The sequence below is a fragment of the Phyllobacterium sp. CL33Tsu genome (genome assembly GCF_900113985.1).
Classification (GTDB): domain Bacteria; phylum Pseudomonadota; class Alphaproteobacteria; order Rhizobiales; family Rhizobiaceae; genus Phyllobacterium; species Phyllobacterium pellucidum.
Map to the genome: position 1 here is coordinate 96,491 of NZ_FORJ01000001.1, position 22,154 is coordinate 118,644.

The 22,154-nt window shown below is 59.0% G+C and carries 20 protein-coding genes; 12 read left to right on the plus strand and 8 right to left on the minus strand.

Going from position 1 to position 22,154, the window contains the following annotated elements; genetic code table 11:
• Positions 1 to 3: 3 nt before the first annotated feature.
• Entirely contained in the window at positions 4 to 1,500 is a 1,497-nt protein-coding gene (locus BM074_RS00545; protein WP_091919057.1) for a leucyl aminopeptidase, read from the minus strand.
• A gap of 286 nt (positions 1,501 to 1,786) precedes the next feature.
• On the opposite strand from BM074_RS00545, the gene BM074_RS00550 reads away from it, so the two are divergent.
• The 6 genes from BM074_RS00550 to rsmA all read left to right on the plus strand — a co-directional run bounded on the left by BM074_RS00550 (position 1,787) and on the right by rsmA (position 9,381).
• Positions 1,787 to 2,989, plus strand: coding sequence for an LptF/LptG family permease (locus BM074_RS00550; protein ID WP_036813177.1), 1,203 nt, complete (start codon positions 1,787 to 1,789; stop codon positions 2,987 to 2,989).
• Positions 2,986 to 4,074, plus strand: a complete 1,089-nt coding sequence (lptG, locus tag BM074_RS00555; RefSeq protein ID WP_027229793.1) for an LPS export ABC transporter permease LptG — start codon at positions 2,986 to 2,988, stop codon at positions 4,072 to 4,074. Before BM074_RS00550 ends, lptG begins: the two co-directional genes overlap by 4 nt.
• Position 4,075: 1 nt before the next feature.
• Positions 4,076 to 6,436, plus strand: a complete 2,361-nt coding sequence (locus BM074_RS00560) for an LPS-assembly protein LptD (RefSeq protein WP_091919059.1) — start codon at positions 4,076 to 4,078, stop codon at positions 6,434 to 6,436.
• Between the two features lie 132 nt (positions 6,437 to 6,568).
• Entirely contained in the window at positions 6,569 to 7,522 is a 954-nt protein-coding gene (locus BM074_RS00565) for a peptidylprolyl isomerase (protein WP_091919060.1), read from the plus strand.
• Between the two features lie 15 nt (positions 7,523 to 7,537).
• Positions 7,538 to 8,563, plus strand: a complete 1,026-nt coding sequence (gene pdxA, locus BM074_RS00570) for a 4-hydroxythreonine-4-phosphate dehydrogenase PdxA (protein ID WP_091919062.1) — start codon at positions 7,538 to 7,540, stop codon at positions 8,561 to 8,563.
• Positions 8,560 to 9,381 carry a 16S rRNA (adenine(1518)-N(6)/adenine(1519)-N(6))-dimethyltransferase RsmA gene (gene rsmA / locus BM074_RS00575; RefSeq protein ID WP_027229796.1) on the plus strand — a complete coding sequence of 274 codons (822 nt, stop codon included), beginning with the start codon at positions 8,560 to 8,562 and terminating at the stop codon, positions 9,379 to 9,381. Before pdxA ends, rsmA begins: the two co-directional genes overlap by 4 nt.
• On the opposite strand, the gene gmk is transcribed toward rsmA, so the two are convergent.
• From gmk to fabD, 7 genes are all read right to left on the minus strand, one after another.
• Positions 9,378 to 9,989, minus strand: a complete 612-nt coding sequence (gene gmk / locus BM074_RS00580; RefSeq protein ID WP_027229797.1) for a guanylate kinase — start codon at positions 9,987 to 9,989, stop codon at positions 9,378 to 9,380. The two genes, rsmA and gmk, sit on opposite strands and share 4 nt — an antisense overlap.
• A gap of 32 nt (positions 9,990 to 10,021) precedes the next feature.
• Positions 10,022 to 10,909, minus strand: coding sequence for a YicC/YloC family endoribonuclease (locus BM074_RS00585; RefSeq protein ID WP_027229798.1), 888 nt, complete (start codon positions 10,907 to 10,909; stop codon positions 10,022 to 10,024).
• A 40-nt stretch (positions 10,910 to 10,949) separates the two neighbouring features.
• A complete protein-coding gene (gene mltG / locus BM074_RS00590; protein WP_036813190.1) occupies positions 10,950 to 12,152 on the minus strand; it encodes an endolytic transglycosylase MltG in 1,203 nt (400 codons plus the stop codon).
• Positions 12,153 to 12,243: 91 nt separating this feature from the next.
• Positions 12,244 to 13,506, minus strand: coding sequence for a beta-ketoacyl-ACP synthase II (fabF, locus tag BM074_RS00595; protein WP_027229799.1), 1,263 nt, complete (start codon positions 13,504 to 13,506; stop codon positions 12,244 to 12,246).
• A gap of 110 nt (positions 13,507 to 13,616) precedes the next feature.
• On the minus strand, positions 13,617 to 13,853 hold the full coding sequence (locus tag BM074_RS00600; RefSeq protein WP_008128530.1) for an acyl carrier protein: 237 nt from the start codon (positions 13,851 to 13,853) through the stop codon (positions 13,617 to 13,619).
• Between the two features lie 258 nt (positions 13,854 to 14,111).
• Positions 14,112 to 14,849, minus strand: coding sequence for a 3-oxoacyl-[acyl-carrier-protein] reductase (gene fabG, locus BM074_RS00605; protein ID WP_091919064.1), 738 nt, complete (start codon positions 14,847 to 14,849; stop codon positions 14,112 to 14,114).
• A 17-nt stretch (positions 14,850 to 14,866) separates the two neighbouring features.
• Positions 14,867 to 15,811 carry an ACP S-malonyltransferase gene (gene fabD, locus BM074_RS00610; RefSeq protein WP_027229801.1) on the minus strand — a complete coding sequence of 315 codons (945 nt, stop codon included), beginning with the start codon at positions 15,809 to 15,811 and terminating at the stop codon, positions 14,867 to 14,869.
• A gap of 459 nt (positions 15,812 to 16,270) precedes the next feature.
• Between fabD and rpsF the strand changes: the two genes are divergently transcribed.
• From rpsF to BM074_RS00640, 6 genes are all read left to right on the plus strand, one after another.
• On the plus strand, positions 16,271 to 16,699 hold the full coding sequence (gene rpsF, locus BM074_RS00615; protein WP_027229802.1) for a 30S ribosomal protein S6: 429 nt from the start codon (positions 16,271 to 16,273) through the stop codon (positions 16,697 to 16,699).
• Positions 16,699 to 16,947, plus strand: coding sequence for a 30S ribosomal protein S18 (gene rpsR, locus BM074_RS00620; RefSeq protein ID WP_027229803.1), 249 nt, complete (start codon positions 16,699 to 16,701; stop codon positions 16,945 to 16,947). The genes rpsF and rpsR overlap by 1 nt, the downstream gene beginning before the upstream one ends.
• A 141-nt stretch (positions 16,948 to 17,088) precedes the next feature.
• Entirely contained in the window at positions 17,089 to 18,057 is a 969-nt protein-coding gene (locus tag BM074_RS00625; protein WP_091919066.1) for a DUF2232 domain-containing protein, read from the plus strand.
• Between the two features lie 19 nt (positions 18,058 to 18,076).
• Positions 18,077 to 18,646, plus strand: coding sequence for a 50S ribosomal protein L9 (gene rplI / locus BM074_RS00630; RefSeq protein ID WP_091919068.1), 570 nt, complete (start codon positions 18,077 to 18,079; stop codon positions 18,644 to 18,646).
• A gap of 367 nt (positions 18,647 to 19,013) precedes the next feature.
• Positions 19,014 to 20,294: an SAM-dependent methyltransferase gene (locus tag BM074_RS00635; protein WP_027229806.1), complete on the plus strand. Its 1,281-nt coding sequence runs from the start codon at positions 19,014 to 19,016 to the stop codon at positions 20,292 to 20,294.
• 363 nt (positions 20,295 to 20,657) lie between these two features.
• The gene (locus BM074_RS00640) at positions 20,658 to 22,151 is read left to right on the plus strand and encodes a replicative DNA helicase (protein WP_027229807.1); all 1,494 of its coding nucleotides are present in this window, start codon (positions 20,658 to 20,660) and stop codon (positions 22,149 to 22,151) included.
• Positions 22,152 to 22,154: the final 3 nt, after the last annotated feature.

Consider the following 22,154-nt stretch of genomic DNA (forward strand, 5'->3'; position numbering starts at 1 on the left):
AGACTAGCCTTCGAAATTGTCCCTTACCAGGCGGTCGAGGAGCCGAACGCCGAAGCCCGAGGCCCAGGACTGGCTGTATTCGGTTGCCGGTGAGCCCATCGCCGTGCCGGCAACGTCCAGATGGGCCCAAGGCGTATCGCCGACAAAGCGCTTCAGGAACTGCGCGGCGATGATCGCACCGCCGTGACGCCCGCCAATGTTCTTCATGTCGGCGTTCTTGGTGTCGATCAGCTTGTCATATTCATCGCCGAGCGGCATGCGCCAAAGCTTCTCGCCAGTCGCCTCGCCTGCATCGAAGAGTTGCGTGGCAAGCGTATCGTCGTTGGAGAAAAGGCCGGCGCGGTAGACGCCGAGCGCCACCATGATTGCGCCGGTCAACGTTGCAAGGTTGACCATAAACTTCGGATTGAACCGGTCGTTGCAATAATAGAGCGCATCGGCGAGGACGAGACGGCCTTCCGCGTCGGTATTCAGCACTTCAATCGTCTGGCCCGACATCGACGTGACGATGTCGCCGGGGCGCTGCGCCTCGCCATTCACCATGTTCTCGACGAGACCGATGATGCCGACCGCGTTGACCTTGGCCTTGCGCGACGCGAGGGCGTGCATGAGACCGGTCACGGCAGCGGCGCCGCCCATGTCGCCTTTCATTTCATCCATGCCGGCCGCGGGCTTGATTGAAATGCCGCCGGAATCGAAGGTAACGCCCTTGCCGACAAAAGCGATCGGCTTGTCCTTGCCCTTCCCGCCGTGCCACTCCATGATCGCAAGGCGCGCCGGACGGACAGAGCCCTGGGCAACGCCCAGAAGCGAGCCCATGCCGAGCTTTTTCATGTCCTTCTCGCTGAGGATTTCGACCTTCACATCGAGCTTCTTCAACTCCTCGACACGTTCGGCAAATTCGACCGGGCCAAGAATGTTGGCGGGTTCGTTCACAAGGTCGCGCGCCAGGGTCACGCCGTCAGCGATGGCCTCGACGTCCGAAAAAGCCTTCTTTGCCGCCTGCGGATCGGCAACATGAATGGTGATGCTGGCCGCCGACTTGCTCTCCTTGGCCTCATCCTCGTTCTTGCCCTTCTTCGTCTTGTATTTGTCGAAGGTATAGGCGCGCAGCAGCATGCCCAGCGCGAACTCGGCAGCGTTTTCGGCGGAAATTTCGCTGGCCTGCAAAGCCAGGATCACCGAAACATCCTTTGACTTGCCCAATTTGGAGAACGCCGCGCCGCCGATCTTCAACCAGTCATCCGCCTTGAGCTTGGCCGGGTCGCCGGTGCCGACGAGGACGAGACTTTCGAGTTCGGTGGAGGGCGCTACAGTCGACACGGTTGCAGCGAGTTTTCCCTTGAAATCCGAGACACCGATGATACGCGAGAGCAGCGCCTGCCCGACGATAGATTCGGCCTCTGCAGCGGTCTTGCCCTCTGCGGCGACAAGCACGATGGCAGTACCTTTTTCGACGGCTGCAAATTTGGCGAAACCGATGGATGGGCGTTTGGACATGATATCTCCAGATCGAACAAAAACGTGATTTTCCTATTCACCAGAGCGGTGAAAGAAGGGATGGTTGCGAAGAACCTTGACTAACACCTTGTTAACCAGCTTTCTTCGCCTATTTTTAGCCAAGCCTGACTAGAGTGAACATATGTCGGGTTTATTGAACATGTAACGGGTTCGTCCCATAGTGCGGCAAAAATAATGCCATGGAGTTCATGGCATGGATTAAGCAACCGGTGTTTTGTCGCCGGTCGGTCGAACAAAGTGGCGGTACTCTTTTGCGAAACATGACATGCGCCTGATTGAGATATATATCTTGCGACGGATCGTCGTCATGTTTTTTTCCGTGCTGCTATCGGCGGTCGGGATCACATGGATCGTTCAGGTTTTGAACCGCATCAACTTCCTGACCACCAGCGGCCAAAGTTTTCTTTACATCCTGAAATTCAGCTCGAACCTGCTGCCGGCAGCATTTCCGATCGTGATGCCGTTCGCACTCGTGATCGCGGTGGCGCAGACGCTCTCGACCATGAATCAGGATTCGGAACTCGTCGTCATCAATGCCGCCGGTGCGCCACGCTCCGCCGTCATCCGCCCCGTTTTGCTGTTTGCGGTCGTCATTTCGGCAGCGTCTTTCCTCATCAACAATTTCATCGTCCCCTACTCATCGATGAACATGCGGCAGATGGTTGCCGAAGCGCGCTCCGACGTCATCAACCTCGTCGTGCAACAGGGCACGTTCAAGGAGATCGACACGGACCTCTATCTGCAGATCGAAAACCGCGACGCAAACGGCGCGATAAAGGGGCTTTTCGTCTCCGATTCGCGCGACAAGACGACCGACCTCATCTACTACGCCAAGGACGGTCTTGTATTCGATACGGGCGAGCAAAACCTTTTGATCATGAAGGATGGCGAGATCGATCGCCGCGACGTCCAGACGGGCAATGTCTCGATCATCAAGTTCAACACCTACGCGCTTGACCTTGCAGCAATGCTGCCGGCGGACGACGACAATGTCACCCTGTTTCCGAAGGACCGGCCACTGACCTATCTGCTGAGCCCGGATCCCAACGACAAATATTTCCAGCAGAACCCGCTGCGCTACCAGTCCGAACTGTACAAGCGGCTGACCGACTGGATGTATCCCATTGTTTTTGCGTTGATCTCGCTCGCAGCCGCGGCGGATTCGCGCTCGCACCGCGAAGCCCGGGTATCGGCATCGTTTACGGCGATCACGCTTAGCCTGATCGTGTTCTGGCTCGGCTATTCCGCCGGGCAGAGCAGCGACAAGAATGCCTCGGTATTGCCCCTGCTCTTTGCATTCCCGATCGGCGCGGCCTTGCTGGCGACCTATGCACTTGTTACCAACCGCCAGATTGGCGTCCCGGTAAAGTGGAGCAACTGGGTTCGCGATGCCTTTGCGACGCCGCAGACCGCCTTTGCCGGAGCCGGCGCCAGGCTCTTCCGTCGCGGACGCGGAGGACGCTCATGATCGGCTGGACCCTCGGGCGCTACTTCTTCCTGCGCTATGTGCAGATCACGATGTATTTCCTCTTCGGCAGCTTCGCACTGGCGCTGATTCTCGACTTCACCGAACTCTCGGGAAAGCTCTCTTCGCTCCCCGACTATTCGGCAATCCAGGCCTTTGGCCTTTCGGTGATGCGCGTTCCCTACATCATGCAGCAGGTGTTTCCCTTCCTCGCCTTGTTCTCGGCAATGGCGACGCTGATTTCGCTCAATCGCAAATATGAGTTGGTCGTCGCGCGTTCGGTCGGCGTTTCCGCCTGGCAGTTCCTCCTGCCCGCCTGCACCGGCGCACTCCTGTTCGGCCTCGTCGCTATTTTGGTCGTCAACCCCCTCGCCGCCTGGGGCTTCGACCGCAGCGAGCAGATCACGGCAAACTGGCGTGCCGGCAAGGCCAATGACGTGCAGGCCGATCGGGTGCCCTGGCTGCGGCAAAAGACCGAAGATGGCGAGACCATTATCGGTGCAAAGTCAGTGGTCAATCGTGGGTTGCGCCTGGTCGATGCGACCTTCATCAGGCTCGACAAGAATCAGGACATTCTCGAGCGGCTCGACGCCAAGGTAGCCGACCTTGAAGAGGGCTACTGGAAGCTCGCCGACGTTACCAAATTCGTCCTCGGCTCGACCCCTGTCGCGCAGGACGAGGTTCGGATCCCGACGCATCTTCGCCCTGAATTCGTTGAAGAAAGCCTCGCTCGGCCCGAGACCATTCCTTTTTTTGAGCTGCGTAACAAAATTGCCGCAGCCCGCTCATTTGGCTATCCGGCCAACGCTTTTGACATGCATTTCCAGTCTTTGCTGGCTTTGCCGGCTCTTCTGATGGCGATGACTTTAATCGCTGCAACCGTTTCGTTGAAATTTGTTCGTTTCGGACAATCGGGGACGATGATTCTGGGTGGCGTCCTCGCAGGCTTCGTGCTTTATGTCGTCACTGTTGTGGTCAAGGCATTCGGGAACGCAGGATTCGTCCCGCCTTTCGTCGCCGCATGGACACCCGTGCTGATTGCAACATTTTTTGGGGTCTCCTTTCTGTTGCACAAGGAGGATGGTTAGAGTGGGATTGAATGTAACGCGCTCGGTGTTGCCGACGTGGTTCGCACGGCTGGCGTGCGGGACGGCGGTTCTATGCCTTGCGGGCGGGATTTCACTCCCAGCCTATGCCCAGATGGGCGGCGCTGATGCGCTTACCGCAAATGTCCAGACCAACCCGAATGCCCAGCTTCTGCTGGAATCGGACGAACTCGTCTATGACATCAACGCCAAGACCATTTCCGCAGTCGGCGGTGTACAGATCGATTATGACGGCAACAGGCTTGTTGCGCGTCAGGTTACCTATGACCAGAAGACTGGGCGTCTCAAGGCGATGGGCAAGGTCGAACTCGTCGAAAAAGACGGCAATCGCATCTATGCCGAAAATCTCGACGTCACCGACGATTTCCGCGAAGGCTTCGTCAATGCCTTGCGCGTTGAAGCAGCCGACAATACCCGATTTGCGGCAGAGAGCGCCGAACGTATCGGCGGCGAGCTGACCGTCTTCAACAATGGTATCTATACGGCGTGCGAACCGTGCCGCGCCAAGCCCGATCGTGCGCCGATCTGGCAGGTTCGCGCCCAGAAGATCGTATGGAACGGCAAGAAGAAAACCATCCGCTTCGAGCGCGGCCGCTTCGAAATGTTCGGCATGCCCCTGGCTTATCTGCCATCATTCGAAATTGCCGACCCGACCGTGAAGCGCAAGAGCGGCTTCCTCATGCCGAGTTACCAGCATGAAACCGAGCTTGGCTCGGGCATTTCTGTTCCCTATTTCTGGGCCCTTGCGCCGAACTACGACCTGACGACGACTGGCACCTACTATACCAAGCAGGGCTTTCTGGGCGATGTTGAGTGGCGGCACAGGCTGGCCAACGGCGCCTATACGTTAAGGCTCGCCGGCATCAGCCAGCAGGATCCAGGTACATTCTCCGACAGCGAGCCCGAAGATCAAAAAACGAATCGCGGCATGATCGGGTCGACGGGCGCGTTCCAGATCAATCCACGCTGGTCCTACGGCTGGAATCTCATGGCCCAGTCGGACAAGTCGTTCGCGTACCGCTATGGCATCGAAGGCTATTCGGGTTACAACATCACCGACCAGATTTATCTGACTGGACTTAACGATCGTAACTATTTTGATGCGCGGCTCTATCGCTTCCACGTCCAGGAAAGCATTCCGGATCAGAACCCCGACGGAACGCCGAATGGTTCCTCGCAGCCGAAGCAGCCATACGTCCTGCCAGTCGTCGACTATGCCTATTACCTGCCACAATCAGTGGCCGGCGGCGAACTTAGTTTCGACGTGAATTTGCAGAATCTGCATCGCGATGAAGAGGACGGCACGACGCCCATCGGCTTGAACCGTGCCGGTTATCTCTCGGGTATCGAGGGCAATGACGGCCGCATTACTGGCGAAGCTGAATGGAAACGCACATTCATCGCCGATAACGGCTTGGTGATCACCCCAATTCTCGCTTTGCGCGCTGATGGCATGTACGTCGATTCCGACTCGATCGGCGTGACCCGATCCGAGGCCTTCCGGGGCATGGCGACAGCCGGCATGGAAACCAAATGGCCGATACTCTTCTCCACGACGAGTTCGACGCATATTCTCGAGCCCACTGCGCAGCTCTTCGTGCGCAACGACGAGCCCTATAATGGCGACATGCCGAACGAAGACGCGCAGAGCTTCGTCTTCGACGCCTCCAGCCTTTTCGACCGCGACAAATATTCCGGTTATGACCGCATTGAAGGCGGCACGCGCGCCAATCTCGGTTTCCGTTATTCCGGCACGTTCAACAATGGCTGGTCGCTCAACGGTATCGCCGGCCAATCCTTCCAGCTTGGTGGCCTGAATTCCTTTGCCGGGCCCGATTTCGTCAATGCTGGTGCCGAATCCGGGCTTGATTCGGCGCGATCCGACTATGTGGCAATGATCGGCGCCAATCGCGGTGGCTTCACGTTGACAACCGGCGGCCGTTTCGACAAGGACTCGTTTGCAGTCCGGCGCGCCGAAGTTGCCAGCACCGAAACGGGCAAATACGGCACGCTCTTCGTCAAATATGCTTTCATCGACGCGCAGCCGACCTATGGCTTCTCTGACGACAGGCATGAGGCAACGGTCGGTGGATCGTTGAAGATGACACCGAACTGGCGGGTTCTCGGATCCGGCACGTACGACATCTTCCATGAAGCGCTGGTCAAGCGTACGGCGGCCCTCGCCTATGACGACGAATGCTTCACCTACATGATGTACTACCAGCAGGAACAACCCATCACCTCGACGGGTGATAAGGGCGACGAAACGACGAAGTTCGGCTTCAATATTTCGTTCCGGACGTTGTGGGAATTCGGCAAGCCGGTTGATATCGGCGGTATCTGATCGCTCGCATGACAGGCTGTACTTGCAGCAAGTCATGCTTTTGCCTTACTAGAGCGACAATAGAGTGTCACGAGAACCCATAAGACTACCATCCATTCGTCAAGAATGGCCTATGATCGGATATAGTGGAACATGATGGCGAGGAAACATCTACTTGTAGCACTTATTGCTACCGCTTTAACCTCTACGCTCCTGGGCGGAATGGCCCTGCCTGCCGCGGCGAGCGAGGTCAAGGTCATCGTCAACGGTAATCCGATCACCGATTACGACATCACCAAGCGGGCCGCATTCCTCAAACTGCAGAAGAAAAAGGGCAACCTCAACCAGGAAGCCCGGGACGAATTGACGACCGAAGCGCTCAAGCGCCAGGAACTGAAGCGGCTCAATCTTCTCGTTTCGGACGGTGAAGTCAACGACGCCTATGCGCGGTTTGCCACCAACAACAAGATGTCGCTCGATCAGCTCAATACTATTCTCGATAAGTCTGGCGTCACTTCCACTCACTTCAAGGAATATATCCGCATTCAAATGAGCTGGGGCCGCGCGCTTTCCACGCGCAACAAATCCCAGGGCGGCGTTCGCGTATCGGAGCAGGAAGCCGTCCAACGCATGTTGAAGGATGGCGGCAAGAAACCGGTCTCTACCGAGTACAAGTTGCAGCAAGTCATCTTTGTTGTGCCGGCGAATAATCGCGGCATACTCGCGAAACGGCGGGCGGAAGCCAACGCCCTCCGCGCCCGCTTCAACGGCTGCGAAAACACGCGTGAGATCGCCAAGGGCACACTCGACGTGACGGTGCTTGATCTCGGCAAGTTCATCGAACAGGAACTGCCGCCGGAATGGTCGAAGCAGGTCATCTCGACGCCGGTCGGCCAGGCGACAACGACACTCGATACTGGCAAGGGAGTTGAATTCCTTGGTGTCTGCGCCTCGCGCCAGGTGTCGGACGACCGCGTTGCCCGCATGGTGTTCTCGCAGGAGGACGCTGCGGCCACGGGCGACGGCAAGAAGGATGCAACCGCCGAAGCCGTCGATAAGAAATACATCGAAGAACTGCGCAGCAAGGCGAAAATCGTCAACGAATGATCGGATTGCACGCGCATGAATGCTGCTCTCGCCGTTAGTTCCGGTGATCCGTCGGGCATTGGCCCCGACATAGCCATTGCCGCGTGGCAATTGCGCCAGGAAATGCAAATCCCTGCCTTCTTCCTCCTCGCCGATCCGGACTTCGTTCGCTCGCGGGCATTGCGGTTGGGGCTGGATGTTCCGGTTGAGCCGACAAACCCTAAAGCTGCGGCAGGAGTTTTCGACCGGGCGCTGCCGGTCATACCGTTGCAGCACCCGCAGATCGACAGGCCGGGTGTGCCGCTGGTCGCGAATGCTGCCGCGACGATCGAGGCAATAGAGCGCGCGGTTGCGCTCACGCTGGCGGGCGAAGCCCATGCGGTCGTCACCTGCCCCATCGCCAAGAAGCCGCTCTACGAAGCAGGATTCAAATATCCCGGGCACACCGAGTTTCTTGCGCATCTTGCCGGCGAACATCTCGGCCATAAGTTCACGCCTGTCATGATGCTGGCGGGTCCCGAACTTCGCGCGGTGCCAGTCACCATCCACATTGCGCTGAACAAAGTGGCGACGATCCTGGATGCAGCGACAATTCTCACGGTTTCCCGCATCACCGCCCTCGCCCTGAAAGAGCAGTTCGGTATCGCTCATCCGCGCCTCGCCATTGCCGGGCTCAACCCGCACGCCGGCGAACACGGCAGCATGGGCATGGAAGACGAAACGATTGTTCGTCCAGCCGTCGAGACGCTGCTCGCCGAGGGTATCGACGCGCGTGGACCGCTTCCGGCCGACACCATGTTCCACGCCGCGGCGCGCACCCAATATGACGCAGCCATCTGCATGTATCACGATCAGGCGCTCATTCCGGTAAAAACGCTCGGCTTCGATGACAGCGTTAACGTAACCCTCGGCTTACCATTTGTCCGTACCTCGCCGGACCACGGCACCGCATTCGACATAGCCGGCACGGGAAAAGCCAAGCCCGACAGCCTCATCGCCGCGCTTCGGCTGGCCGGCGAGCTTCACGCCAAGCGCGCCCAATTGAAGCGCCCTGCCGCATGAGTATCGACAGCCTGCCGCCGCTGCGAGAAGTCATCGAACGGCATGGCCTGATGGCGAAGAAATCGCTCGGGCAGAACTTTCTGTTTGATCTCAATCTGACAGCGAAGATTGCGCGGCAAGCGGGTGATCTCGCGGGACAAACCGTCATCGAGGTCGGGCCTGGTCCTGGAGGATTGACGCGCGCCCTGCTCGCACAAGGCGCCAACGTCATCGCCATCGAGCGCGATGAACGCTGCCTCGCTGCCCTTCAGGAAATAGCCGACCACTATCCGGGTGCGCTCAAGGTCATTCCCGGCGATGCGCTGGAAGTCGACTTCACGCAGTTGGCCAATGGCAGCGAGGTCAAGATCGTTGCCAACCTGCCTTACAATGTCGGCACGCAATTGCTGATAGGCTGGCTCCTCAGCGAGCCTTGGCCGCCGTTCTACGCGTCGCTGACGCTGATGTTCCAGCGTGAAGTGGCCGAACGGATCGTCGCGAGGCCGGGTTCCGACGCCTATGGCAGGCTCGGCGTTCTCGCAGGCTGGCGGACCGAGGCAAAAATCACCTTCGATGTGCCGCCGCAAGCGTTTACACCGCCGCCCAAGGTGACTTCATCGGTTGTCCACCTCGTCCCGCGCCAGTCGCCACTCGCGTGCGATGCGGCGACGCTCGGGCGTGTGACCCAGGCAGCATTCGGCCAGCGACGAAAAATGCTGCGGCAGAGCATCAAGCCGCTCGGCGGCGAGGCATTGCTTCAGAAGGTCGGGATCGACCCGACCCGGCGCGCGGAAACGCTCTCGATCCAAGAATTCGTCGCGCTCGCGAACGCTCTTTAGAGCTTTTCTTCGAGCAGACCGCTGACAAAATCGAAGAGGCCCGGGCAGCGGTCACGCCGCAGCCGTTCGGCGGTGACGATCGACTGTACCTGGTGAAATGCTTCGTCGAGATCCTCGTTGACCACGACATAGTCATACGAACGCCAGCGTTCGATTTCGTTGCGCGCATTGCGCAGTCGCATGTCGATGACTTCCTCGGTGTCCTCGGCGCGGCGATGCAGGCGCTGCTTCAGGTGCGCCATCGAGGGCGGCAGGATGAAGATACTGACAATGTCGCCCTTCATCTTTTCCTGGAGCTGCAAGGCGCCCTGCCAGTCGATGTCGAAAAGCATGTCCTGACCGTCGGCGAGAGCATTTTCAGCAGCCTCACGCGGCGTTCCGTAGAAATTGCCATGCACTTCGGCCCATTCGATCAGCGCGTCGCTGTCGCGCAGGCGTTCAAATTCACGAACCGAGATGAAGTGGTAGTGCACGCCTTCGATTTCGCTGGCGCGGCGCGGGCGCGTCGTCACGCTGATCGAAAGCGAGAGCTTCAATCCGGTATCATTGAGCAACAACCGGGCGAGCGTTGATTTTCCTGCGCCGGACGGGGACGACAGGACCAGCATGAGACCGCGTCGCTTGATGCTGTTGAACATGATTACTCCAGATTCTGAATTTGCTCGCGCAATTGATCCACAACGGCCTTCAGGTCAAGCCCAATTGTCGTGATCGACGCAGCATTGGCCTTTGAACAGAGCGTATTGGACTCGCGATTGAATTCCTGCGTAAGGAAATCGAGCTTGCGGCCGACGCCATTGCCTTCTTTCAGAAGCGCGCGCGCCGATGCCACATGCATCTCCAGCCGGTCGAGTTCTTCTTGTATATCCGCCTTGGTGGCGAGGAAAGCCGCTTCCATGTGCAGGCGCGCCTCATCGAGAGCAGGCGCCGCATCAAGAAGAAGGGCGACCTGAGCGGCGAGACGGGCACGAATGGCTTCTGGCGAGCGGCTCGGATCAAGCCGCGCCTGCTGCACCAGCATCTCGATCGTCGTGATCTGCACCCGCAATATCTCGCCGAGCGCCTTGCCTTCGGCCTGACGATTATGCGCAAGTTCGATGAGCGTTTCGTCAAGCACAGCCAGGACCGCGTGTTCGAGTTCGCTCTGGTCGCCCGGCAAGACCACCTCCTGCGGCACGTCCAGCACGCCGCGCAATGCCATCAGGCCCTCCGGCGTCGACGGCGCAAGGCCGTACTCCTCGCGAAGATGTGCCGCGATGGAAGCCAACTCCTTGAGGAGCGGCTCGTTGACGATGGCGCGACCGATATTCGCTGTGCGATCCACGGTCAGCGTCGCCTGGAAGTTGCCACGCTTGAAATGCTGCGCGACGAAATTGCGCGCCTTTTGTTCGATTGCTTCAAGCCCTGCCGGCAGTCGAAACCGCACGTCGAGACCCTTGCCATTGACCGATTTGATCTCCCAGGAAATCTGTGCGCCGGCCATATTGCGAAGGTGCCGGGCAAACCCCGTCATGCTTTGCAGTGACATTGTGCCCCCTCGAGCCCGGCTTCAATGCGGGCTCGTCCGTTTAGTTGCCGCTATCGACGTCCGGTGCGGCGTTCTTGTCGCCTGTCGCCGCCTTGGCCGCCTCATCCAGGCGATTCTTCTCGACCTCGCGCCAGCGCTTCACATTATCATTATGTTCTTCAAGCGTCGCAGCAAACACATGACCGCCGGTCCCGTCGGCAACGAAATAAAGCTCGTTGGTCTGCGATGGATGGGCAACGGCCTCCAGCGCATCGCGCCCGGGATTGGCAATCGGCCCAGGCGGCAGCCCGTTCACCGTATAGGTGTTATAGGGTGTCGGCTTTTCGAGGTCCGATTTCAGGATAGGCCGATCCGTCGGTTTGCCCTTGCCGCCGAACAACCCGTAGAGGATCGTCGGATCAGACTGGAGCCGCATTTTCTTGTTGAGGCGGTTGATGAAGACAGCGGCGACGCGCGGACGCTCATCCGCCTTGCCGGTCTCTTTCTCGACGATTGAGGCAAGCGTGACGAATTCATCGATGGTCTTCAGCGGAACGCTGGGGTCGCGGCGCTCCCAGATGTCGTCGACAAGCTTCTTCTGGTCGGCCTGCATCTTCTTGACGAGTTCCTCGCGCGTCGTGCCGCGTGAGAAGCGCATCGTATTGGCAAAGAGCGAACCTTCCGCCGGCAAAACTGCGGGCAGATCACCAGTGAGAACATCGTCCTCCTGAATGCGCTCAAAAATCTGCTCGACCGTCAGTCCTTCGGGAATTGTCAGCGAATGAAGCACGGACTTGCCGCTGCGCAGAAGATCCATGATCTCGTGCATCGACGCCCCGGCCTTGATCTCATATTCGCCGGCCTTCATATCGTTCTGAAAGCCGTAGGCGCGCACTGCATATTTAAACACGCGGGCATCGGAAATGATGCCCCGGCGCTCAAGCCCGTCGGCAATCTCGGCAAAACCTGTACCGCTCTTCACCACGTAATTGGTTGTAACTTCGGTAGGCCCCGCCTCGTTGAAGGCGATTTTGCCGAAGTACACCGCAGCGGCGGCGGCCAACACCACCAGCACAACCAGCGAGAACAGAAAATTCGCGAAAACGACGATCTGGCTGCGGGCGCGCCGCGAACGCTTCTTCGGCGCAGGCGGCGGCGTACCCGGCTCAGGACGCAAAGCTTCCGACGCCGATTGCGGCACGATCGGTTTGCGCGCCGGCGCACTGCCGGCGTTCGCGTCTCCAGACTGTTGATCTGAGCTCACTCAAGCACCTCGGATATCCTCTGCTCTAGAGCCGGTAGAATCGATTGCGAATATGGCGAAAGCGCGAATGAGCGCTCCCGCCATGCTCGCATCACTGTTGATAACGCCGCAATACGAGCGAAGCGTTCGTGCCGCCGAAACCGAAGGAATTGGACAGGGCGATATCGATCTTGCGTTCGCGCGGCTTGTGCGGGACGAGATCGATCTTGGTTTCCTTCGACGGATTGTCGAGATTGATGGTGGCAGGCGCGATATTGTCACGAATGGCGAGGACGCAGAACACAGCCTCGGTGGAACCTGCCGCGCCGAGAAGGTGGCCGATCGACGACTTCGTCGAAGACATGGAAATTTTCGATGCAGCATCGCCGACAACGCGCTCGACCGCACCGAGTTCGATGGTGTCGGCCATGGTCGAGGTACCGTGCGAGTTGATGTAATCGATATCGTCAGGCGTTATACCAGCGCGCTTCAGGGCCATTTCCATGCAGCGCTGCGCACCTTCGCCATCCTCTGACGGGGCGGTGATGTGATAGGCATCGCCAGAAAGACCGTAGCCGATCACTTCAGCGTAAATCTTTGCACCGCGTGCCAGGGCATGTTCGAGCTCTTCAAGCACGACAACACCAGCACCCTCGCCCATGACGAACCCATCGCGGTCCTCGTCATAGGGCCGCGAAGCAGCCGTGGGATCATCGTTGCGCGCCGTCGAGAGCGCCTTGCATGCGGCAAAGCCGGCAAGCGAAATGCGGCTGACCGGTGATTCCGTACCGCCGGCAACCATCACGTCGGCATCGCCAAAGGCAATCAGACGCGAGGCATCGCCGATCGCATGCGCGCCGGTCGAACACGCTGTAACTACCGAATGGTTCGGCCCGCGCAGCTTGTGCTTGATCGAAACGTGCCCGGAGGCGAGATTGATCAGGCGGCCCGGAATGAAGAATGGCGAAATGCGCCGGGGGCCTCTGTCCCGCAGCGTATAACCAGCCTCGACGATACCTTCGAGACCGCCAATGCCCGATCCGATCAGCACGCCGGTGCGAATCTGGTCTTCATCGCTCTCCGGCGCCCATTTGGCATCGGCAAGCGCCTGGTCGGCGGCCGCCACGGCGTAGATGATGAATGGATCGACCTTGCGCTGCTCCTTGGGCTCCATCCATTCATCCGGATTGAACGTCCCGTCGGTGCCGTCGCCAACCGGAATGCGGCAAGCGATCTTGCAGGGCAGATCATCAACTTCGAATTCCGTGACGCGCCGGGCACCACTTTGGCCTGCGAGCAAACGAGACCAGGTGGCTTCAACACCGGATGCGAGAGGAGACACCAGCCCAAGGCCGGTTATGACAACGCGCCTCATGGCCGATCCTTCAATGTCATATGCAACATGATTATTTCCGGCTCCACGCATGAACGAGGAAGGCAGAACACCTTACATCACCATCCACGCGGTGGCGAGCCGAACGAAAATCAGGCCTGTGCCTTGTCGATGAACTTGACCGCATCGCCGACTGTCAGAATCGTCTCAGCAGCATCATCGGGAATTTCGACGCCGAATTCTTCTTCAAAGGCCATCACGAGCTCGACAGTATCAAGGCTGTCGGCGCCCAGATCGTCGATGAAGCTCGCACCATCGGTGACTTTCTCGGCATCAACGCCCAGATGTTCAATGACGATTTTCTTGACGCGTTCTGCAGTATCACTCATGTGGAACCTCAACCTGTTTGTTTTTTCCTATGCCTTGGTTAGCGGCACGGATGACTCTAATCAAGCAATAAGATGGTTGTTTTACCCTGTTCGGCAGCCAAAACACCCACCCATGCGGCTCTTTCCTTGCGGAATTTGAAAGGACATCAAATCGGTTTGACTGCCCAAACTGGTGCGCGACTTATCACGCTTTATTCGTCGCCTCAATCTCATAAATGGGATTGGACCCAATACCCACCGATACCTGCACTAACAGGCTCAAATCATTGCCATGCCGCCGTTGACGTGAATGGTCTGGCCGGTGACGTATGCGGCCTCGCTGCTGGCAAGGTACGCAACCGACGAAGCAACCTCGGCACCGGTGCCCATGCGGCGCATCGGGATGGCGGCCATGATGCTTTCCTTCTGCTTGTCGTTGAGCTTGTCGGTCATGGCCGATTCGATGAAACCGGGCGCTACGCAATTGACGGTCACGTGGCGGCTGGCGATCTCTTGCGCCAGCGACTTCGTAAAGCCGATCAGGCCGGCTTTTGACGCAACATAGTTGGTCTGGCCCGGATTGCCGGTCACCCCGACGACGGAGGTGATGTTGATGATGCGGCCGTAGCGGCGGCGCATCATCGGATGCGTCAGCTCGCGCGTCAGCCGGAAGACGGCCGTCAGATTGACCTCAAGCACGCTGTCCCAATCGGCATCGCTCATGCGAACGAAAAGACCGTCCTTGGTGATCCCGGCATTATTGACGAGGATGTCGACCCCTTCGAGGTCGGCTTCCGCCTTCTCGCCGAGCGCCTTGACCTCTTCGCGGCTCGAAAGATTGGCCGGAAAAATCTTGACGCGGTCGCTGAATTCGCCGGCCAGCGATTCCAGTTTCTCGACACGGGTGCCATGCAGCCCGACTGTGGCGCCCTGTGCGTGCAGCATCCGCGCGATCGCCTCGCCAATGCCCCCTGTCGCGCCCGTCACGAGCGCCTTGCGGCCGGTCAGATCAAACATGGTATGTCCCTCTTGTCTCAGGCGTTGAGCGCGGCGACTGCCGCATCGATGTCTTCCGGCGTACCGATGGCGACCCCGGAAATGTCCTTGTTGATACGGCGGGCAAGTCCGGTCAGTACTTTGCCGGCACCGATCTCATAGAGCGTCGTCACGCCATTTGCGCCGAACCACTCGACGGTTTCGCGCCAGCGCACCTGGCCGGTGACCTGCTCGACCAGCAGCCGGGCGATTTCATCGGCGGAGGTGACGGGCGCTGCGCGCACATTGGCAATGAGCGGCACGATCGGATCCTGCATGCGCACAGCGGCGAGCGCTTCGCGCATGGCATCCGCCGCTGGCGCCATCAGTGCCGAATGGAAGGGCGCGGATACGGGCAGCATGATAGCGCGTTTTGCGCCCTTCGCCGTTGCCAGCGCCGCCGCCACCTCGACGGGGGCCTTCGCCCCGGAAATCACCAGCTGGCCGCCGCCATTGTCGTTGGCGATCTGTACTGGTCCCCCGGCAGACGCCTCCTTGCAAACGGCTTCGACATCGGCGTGCTCCAGCCCGATGATGGCTGCCATAGCGCCCTCGCCGGCGGGAACGGCCTTCTGCATGGCATTGCCGCGAATACGCAGAAGCCGGGCCGTGTCGGCGAGCGAGAACGTGCCGGCCGCGCAAAGTGCCGAATATTCGCCGAGCGAATGCCCGGCAACGCAGGCGACCTTGTCCTTCAGCGAAACACCCTTTGCCTCAAGGACGCGCAGGACGGCAATGGAAACCGCCATCAGCGCCGGCTGGGCATTGGCTGTCAGGGTGAGGGTCTCTTCCGGGCCTTCCCAGATGATTGCCGATAGCTTCTCGCCAAGGGCTTCATCCACCTCGTCGAACACTGCCTTGGCTTCCGCGAAGTTGTCCGCCAGCGCCTTGCCCATGCCGACGGCCTGGCTTCCCTGTCCCGGGAAGGTGAATGCTATGGACATGGAAGGGCCTCCAATCGTTCGCTCGCTTGTCAATCTGACGCGCGATGTGCCTATCGGCAAGCGCGAAGTCAAGCTTTGATGCTGCAGCGGCCGGCAAGCCCACAGTATTGAACCAATTGTTATATTGACTGCGACGGCTGTATTTGGGCAAGCTCGCGCGAAATCTGAGGCCTCAATCGGCTTTCAATCGTCTGATCCCGCTGCATCGAATATTCTCGGACGGACGGGTTGCTTCTTTGACCTTTTGCCCGTATAAGCCGCCCGTTCATTGCTCGGCGTCAGCTGGGGGCTGAACGGAGGGCCGGATCAAGCATCCGTCGAAGCTTAAAGCTTCAGCCTCCCGTGTCTCCGCTCTCGATCGTCTCCATCAGCGTCCTTTCTTCCCCGGTCCTCCGGCAGAGAGATTCGCAGAGGTTTACCGTTGATACCGGGCAATATTAACGAAGAAAGGCAAAGACAATGGCTCTTTATGAACATGTGTTCCTTGCCCGACAGGACATTTCGCAGCAGCAGGTCGATGCGCTTGTAGAACAGTACAAGGGCATCATCGAGACCAATGGCGGATCAGTCGGGCGTATCGAAAGCTGGGGACTGCGTGCCCTCACCTATCGTATCAACAAGAACCGCAAGGCGTATTACTCGCTTCTCAACATCACTGCTCCGGCAGCGGCTGTTGCCGAACTCGAGCGCCAGCAGCGCATCAATGAAGACGTCCTGCGCTTCATGACGATCCGCGTCGACGAACACGAGGAAGGCCAGTCGGCCATGCTCGCACGTCGCGACGATCGCCGTGACCGTGACGACAACAAGTTCGGTGGCCGCGACGACGATCGTCCGCGCCGTCCGCGTCGTCCGCGTGACAACGAAGCCGGTGAAGGAGCAGAATAATGGTTGATATCAATCAGATCCCGACCCGCCGTCCCTTCCATCGCCGCCGCAAGACCTGCCCGTTCTCGGGTGCGAATGCGCCGAAGATCGACTACAAGGACATCAAGCTCCTGTCGCGCTACATTTCCGAGCGTGGCAAGATCGTTCCTTCCCGTATCACGGCTGTCAGCCAGAAGAAGCAGCGCGAACTCGCCCAGGCGATCAAGCGTGCACGTTTCCTCGGCCTCCTGCCCTACGTTGTGAAGTAAGACAAGACCGAAGGCGGCAGCCCAGCCGCCGCCTTCCTTGCCATCCGCGATGGGCGTGGGCCTGGCAAACAAAAAAACCCAAGTTGAGGCTCTGGTCGAAGAACCGCCTCTAACTGCTGAAGAAGCAGGACAGCGAGCGAGATGAAACTGACTGCAAAAGATATTGGCGTTGGAGTAATGGCGGGGCTCGCAGCCGCGCTGCTCTCGGTCGGCGTCATCACGCAGTCGACGCTCGCCATGGCGCTCCTGCTCTTTTCCCCGCTTCCGATTTTCGTTGCCGCCCTCGGCTGGGGCACCGGCGCGGGCTTCATTGCCGCCCTCTCCATGGCCGTTGCCGTTTCGGTGCTTGCCGCACCGACGGCCGCCATCGTCGTCGTGCTTATCACGGCGCTGCCCGCCGCGGCAGCTTCCTACTTCATTGGCCTTGCACGTCCTGCCGAAGAGATCGGCGGCCCAAAGGATACCTATGTCTGGTACCCGATCGCCGACATGCTGCTTCGCCTCGCGCTGATCGTCGGCGCAAGTTTCGTCGCCATCGGGGTGATGATCGGCTTCGGCGATGATTTTGCCGCGCAGCTTGCCGCGTCGCTTGGACAGCAGCTTGCCGCGAGCAATCCAGAACTTGCCGCCAATGCGGAAGCCGTTCAGGACATGGCGCTGTTCGTCGTGCGCGTCCTGCCGGCCATGCAGCCGGCCGTCTGGGTGATGATCATCGTCGCCAATCTCTACCTTGCCCTGCGACTCACCGCAGCGTCGGGCAAACTGCGCCGTCCGAGGGATGACTGGCCGCGCGCCCTGCGCATGCCCCGCCCGGCGCTCGCCGTTTTTGCAGTTGCCTGTGCCGCGTGCTTCCTTCCGGGCGGTATCGGCTATGCCGCAACCGCCTTTGCCGGCGCCCTTGGTGCCTGCTTCATCATGGCCGGCTTTGCCATGCTTCACGCACGGACACGCGGAGCCGCGTGGCGTCCGGTGGCGCTGTGGTTCGCCTACTTCGCCGTGATGCTCTTCGTCTTCGTGCTTTTCTTCTTCCTTCTCGCCGGTCTGTTCGACACATCGCGCAGCGCGCCGGTTTCGAAGGCTGCGAATACAACACCCAACAACGACAATTGAACTTGAAAGGAAACTCAAAATGGAAGTCATTCTTCTCGAACGTATCAGCCGCCTCGGCCAGATGGGCGACACCGTCAAGGTAAAGGACGGCTTTGCCCGCAACTTCCTCCTGCCGCAGGGCAAGGCTCTTCGTGCAAACGAAGCCAACAAGAAGAAGTTCGAGGGCCAGCGGGCCCAGCTCGAAGCCCGCAACCTCGAGCGCAAGTCCGAAGCCCAGGCAATTGCCGACAAGCTCAACGGCAAGACCTTCGTCGCCATCCGCTCGGCCGGCGAGACCGGTCAGCTTTACGGTTCGGTATCGACGCGCGATATCGCCGACCTGATCACGGCCGAAGGCTTCTCGCTCAACCGCAACCAGGTTGAACTCAACCTGCCTATCAAGACGATCGGCCTCCACAAGGTCGTTCTCGCCCTGCATCCGGAAGTTGAGGCATCGGTCACGATCAACATCGCCCGCACGGCCGACGAAGCCGAGCGTCAGGTAAAGGGCGAAGACCTTACCTCGGCTCAGGCGATCTACGGAATTGAAGAAGCACCGCTTTCGGACGAATTCTTCGACGAGGACGAAGAAGGCGAAGAAAACGCCTGATAGTACTTCGGTTACCATCAGGTAACTGCTTTACTTGAGTCGCACAAAACACCCGGCAGAGATGCCGGGTGTTTTTTTGCTTTTCAGAATGAAAAAATTGAGTAGATTTACTTGTCCTACCCATGCCCGACCTAGACTCAAGGTTGAGTCTTCTAGAGCAAAGGATATCCAAATGGCACCATTCTGCCGGAGGAAATTCGGGATACGGTCAAAGGGTCCGGCTAGACCGATCGCATCGGTCGAGCCAAAGCCCGCAGAATTTATTCCGAATCTGCCCGGAACGCCGGGTTTCCGCCCAAGAAGACATACCTTTTGGACATCCTTTGCTCTGATGGCCGAGCTCTATCGTCAATGATGGAGATTGTTCATGAATGCCATTCTAAAGGCTGCACTATCACGTCTGATCCACACTGGTACCCTTGTAATAACGGACGCCTCGGGCAAATCCCGGACGTTTGGCGATGGAACGGGCGAACCGATCGCCTTTCGCATCAACAGCGCCGCCGCAGAGCGGAAAATCGCGTTCGACCCGTCGCTGCACTTTGCCGAAGCCTATATGAACGGCGAAATCGACGTTCTTGACGGCAATATCTACGATGTCCTCAAGATCATATTCGAGAATACCGGGGCAACGGTCGCCCGGGAACCCTGGATGCTGGCAATCGAAGGCATCCGCCGCGCCACGCGCAGACTGCACCAGATGAACACGCTGACCCGCGCATCGAACAATGTGCAGCGGCACTACGACCTTTCGGGAGACCTTTATCGTCTCTTCCTCGACAGCGACATGCAGTACTCCTGCGCCTATTTCGAGCGCCCTGACGCGACCCTCGAAGAGGCGCAGCTCGCGAAAAAGCGCCATATTTCCGCAAAGCTTCTCGCCAGGAAGGGCCAGAAGGTGCTCGATATCGGCTGCGGCTGGGGTGGCCTCGGGCTTTACCTTGCCAAATATCTCGAAGCAGACGTTACCGGCGTCACGCTTTCGCAGGAGCAGCATGGCGTCGCCAACAAGCGCGCCTTCGACGAGGGCCTCTCGGCGCGCGCGCGCTTTGATCTGCGCGACTATCGCACGCTAGAGGACGGTTTCGACCGGATCGTTTCCGTCGGCATGTTCGAGCATGTGGGCGTCGGCCATTTCGCCGAGTATTTCCAGCACACGGCCCGACTTCTGAAAAAGGATGGCGTGTTCCTCCTGCATTCCATCGGCCGTTCGGACGGTCCGTCCTACACGAATGCGTTCATCCAGAAATACATCTTCCCAGGCGGCTATATCCCGGCCCTGTCGGAAGTCGTCCCGCATATCGAGAAGGCAGGCCTTGTCGTCACCGATATCGAGATATTGCGTCTCCACTACGCCGAGACGCTGCGTATCTGGCGCGAGCGCTTCATGGAAAATCGCGAACAGGCCAAGGCGATCTATGACGAACGCTTCTGCCGGATGTGGGAATTCTACCTCGCCGCCTCGGAAGCTGCTTTCCGCTGGCAGAACCTCGTCGTGTTCCAGATCCAGCTGGCGCATCAGCAGGAGGCCGTGCCGCTGACCCGCGACTATATATTCGAGGCAGAAAAGCGGCTGAGGCGTCTCGAATGCGAGCGCAGTTCCGCCAACAGCCAGGTCAATACGAAGGAGTCGGTAGCGGGGCGCTAGGCCGCCCCTCTTCCCCTTCGCCGTCATCTTGCGCCCGGTATGCCCAAGATCACCCTCGGGCCTATGCTGCCGTTATCCGGTTCGTCCCGAGGATCCATTCCCCACGAAAGAATCAGCACTGGTCTCACTTTAGCTGTGCGGAGTGGCCAGCGGTCGCACAGCTTATTGACGCCTGCATTTGCACAATTTCCTACGCCGGGTGTAGATTCAGGAAGGCGAATCGCGCCCCGAATCTGCCTCTCTGAGTCAAGCTTCAAACAATCCGAGTCTGCTTTTGTTGTGGATTGAAATGTATGTTTCGACCCCGCATTGCGCGGTCAAATGCCCGGTGGCCATAGTGAAGGGATAACAGGAAAAAGCGAAATGGCTGAAGCAACGGTACGCAAGATCAATGAGGCGCGCGACGCCTTCTACAGGGAGGCTCCCAATAATATCGAGGCAGAGCAGGCCCTTCTGGGTGCCATCCTGGTCAACAATGATGCGTTCTACCGCGTTTCCGATTTCCTGAAGCCGACCCATTTCAACGAACCTTTGCACCGCAAGATTTTCGAAATCTCGTCCGACATGATCCGGATGGGCAAGATGGCGAATCCGGTGACGCTGAAAACCTTCGTGCCGGCTGACGAGAAGGTCGGTGACATGACGGTCATGCAATATCTCGCCCGTCTCGCGGCCGAAGCGGTGACAATCATCAATGCCGAGGACTACGGCCGCGCCATCTACGATCTTGCGACCCGCCGCGCGCTGATCACCATCGGCGAGGACATGGTCAATATCGCCTATGACGCTCCCGTCGATGTCGCACCGCAAGGCCAGATCGAGGACGCTGAGCGGCGGCTGTTCGAGCTTGCCGAAACCGGCCGGTACGATGGCGGGTTCCAGACCTTTACCGACGCGGTGAAGTCCGCGGTCGACATGGCCAATGCCGCCTTCATGCGCGACGGCCACCTCTCCGGCATCTCCACCGGCATACGCGCACTCGATGCGCGCATGGGCGGGCTGCAGCCTTCCGACCTTATCGTACTCGCCGGGCGTCCCGGCATGGGCAAGACCTCGCTTGCGACCAATATCGCGTTCAACATCGCCGCGGCCTATGAGCCGGAACAGCAGGCGGATGGCAGCTTCAAGGCCAAGAATGGCGGCGTCGTCGGCTTCTTTTCGCTCGAAATGTCGTCGGAACAGCTGGCGACGCGTATTATTTCCGAGCAATCGGAGATCAGTTCCTCGAAAATCCGCCGAGGCGAAATCAGCGAGGCCGATTTCGAAAAGCTGGTCGCCTGCTCGCAGCATATGCAACGCGTGCCGCTCTATATCGACCAGACCGGCGGTATCTCGATCGCCCAGCTTGCCGCAAGGGCACGGCGGCTCAAGCGGCAGCGCGGGCTCGACGTTCTCGTCATCGACTATATTCAGCTGATGCAGGGGTCTTCCAAGCGCGCCTCGGAAAACCGTGTTCAGGAAATCACCGAGATCACGACCGGCCTGAAGGCGCTTGGCAAGGAACTGAACACGCCGATCATCGCCCTATCCCAGCTTTCACGCCAGGTGGAAAGCCGTGAAGACAAACACCCGCAGCTTTCGGACTTGCGCGAATCCGGCTCGATCGAGCAGGACGCCGACGTCGTGCTTTTCGTTTATCGCGATGAATACTATATCAAGAACAAGGAGCCGAAAGTAGGGACGGAAGAGCATTTCAAGTGGCAGGCCGATCTCAACGAGGCTTCAGGCAAGGCGGAAGTCATCATCGCCAAGCAGCGCCACGGCCCGACAGGAACCGTGAGGCTTGCGTTCCAGTCAGAGTTCACGCGCTTCACCGATCTTGCCGAGGATTCGCATCTTCCAGAACGATTCGAGTGACGA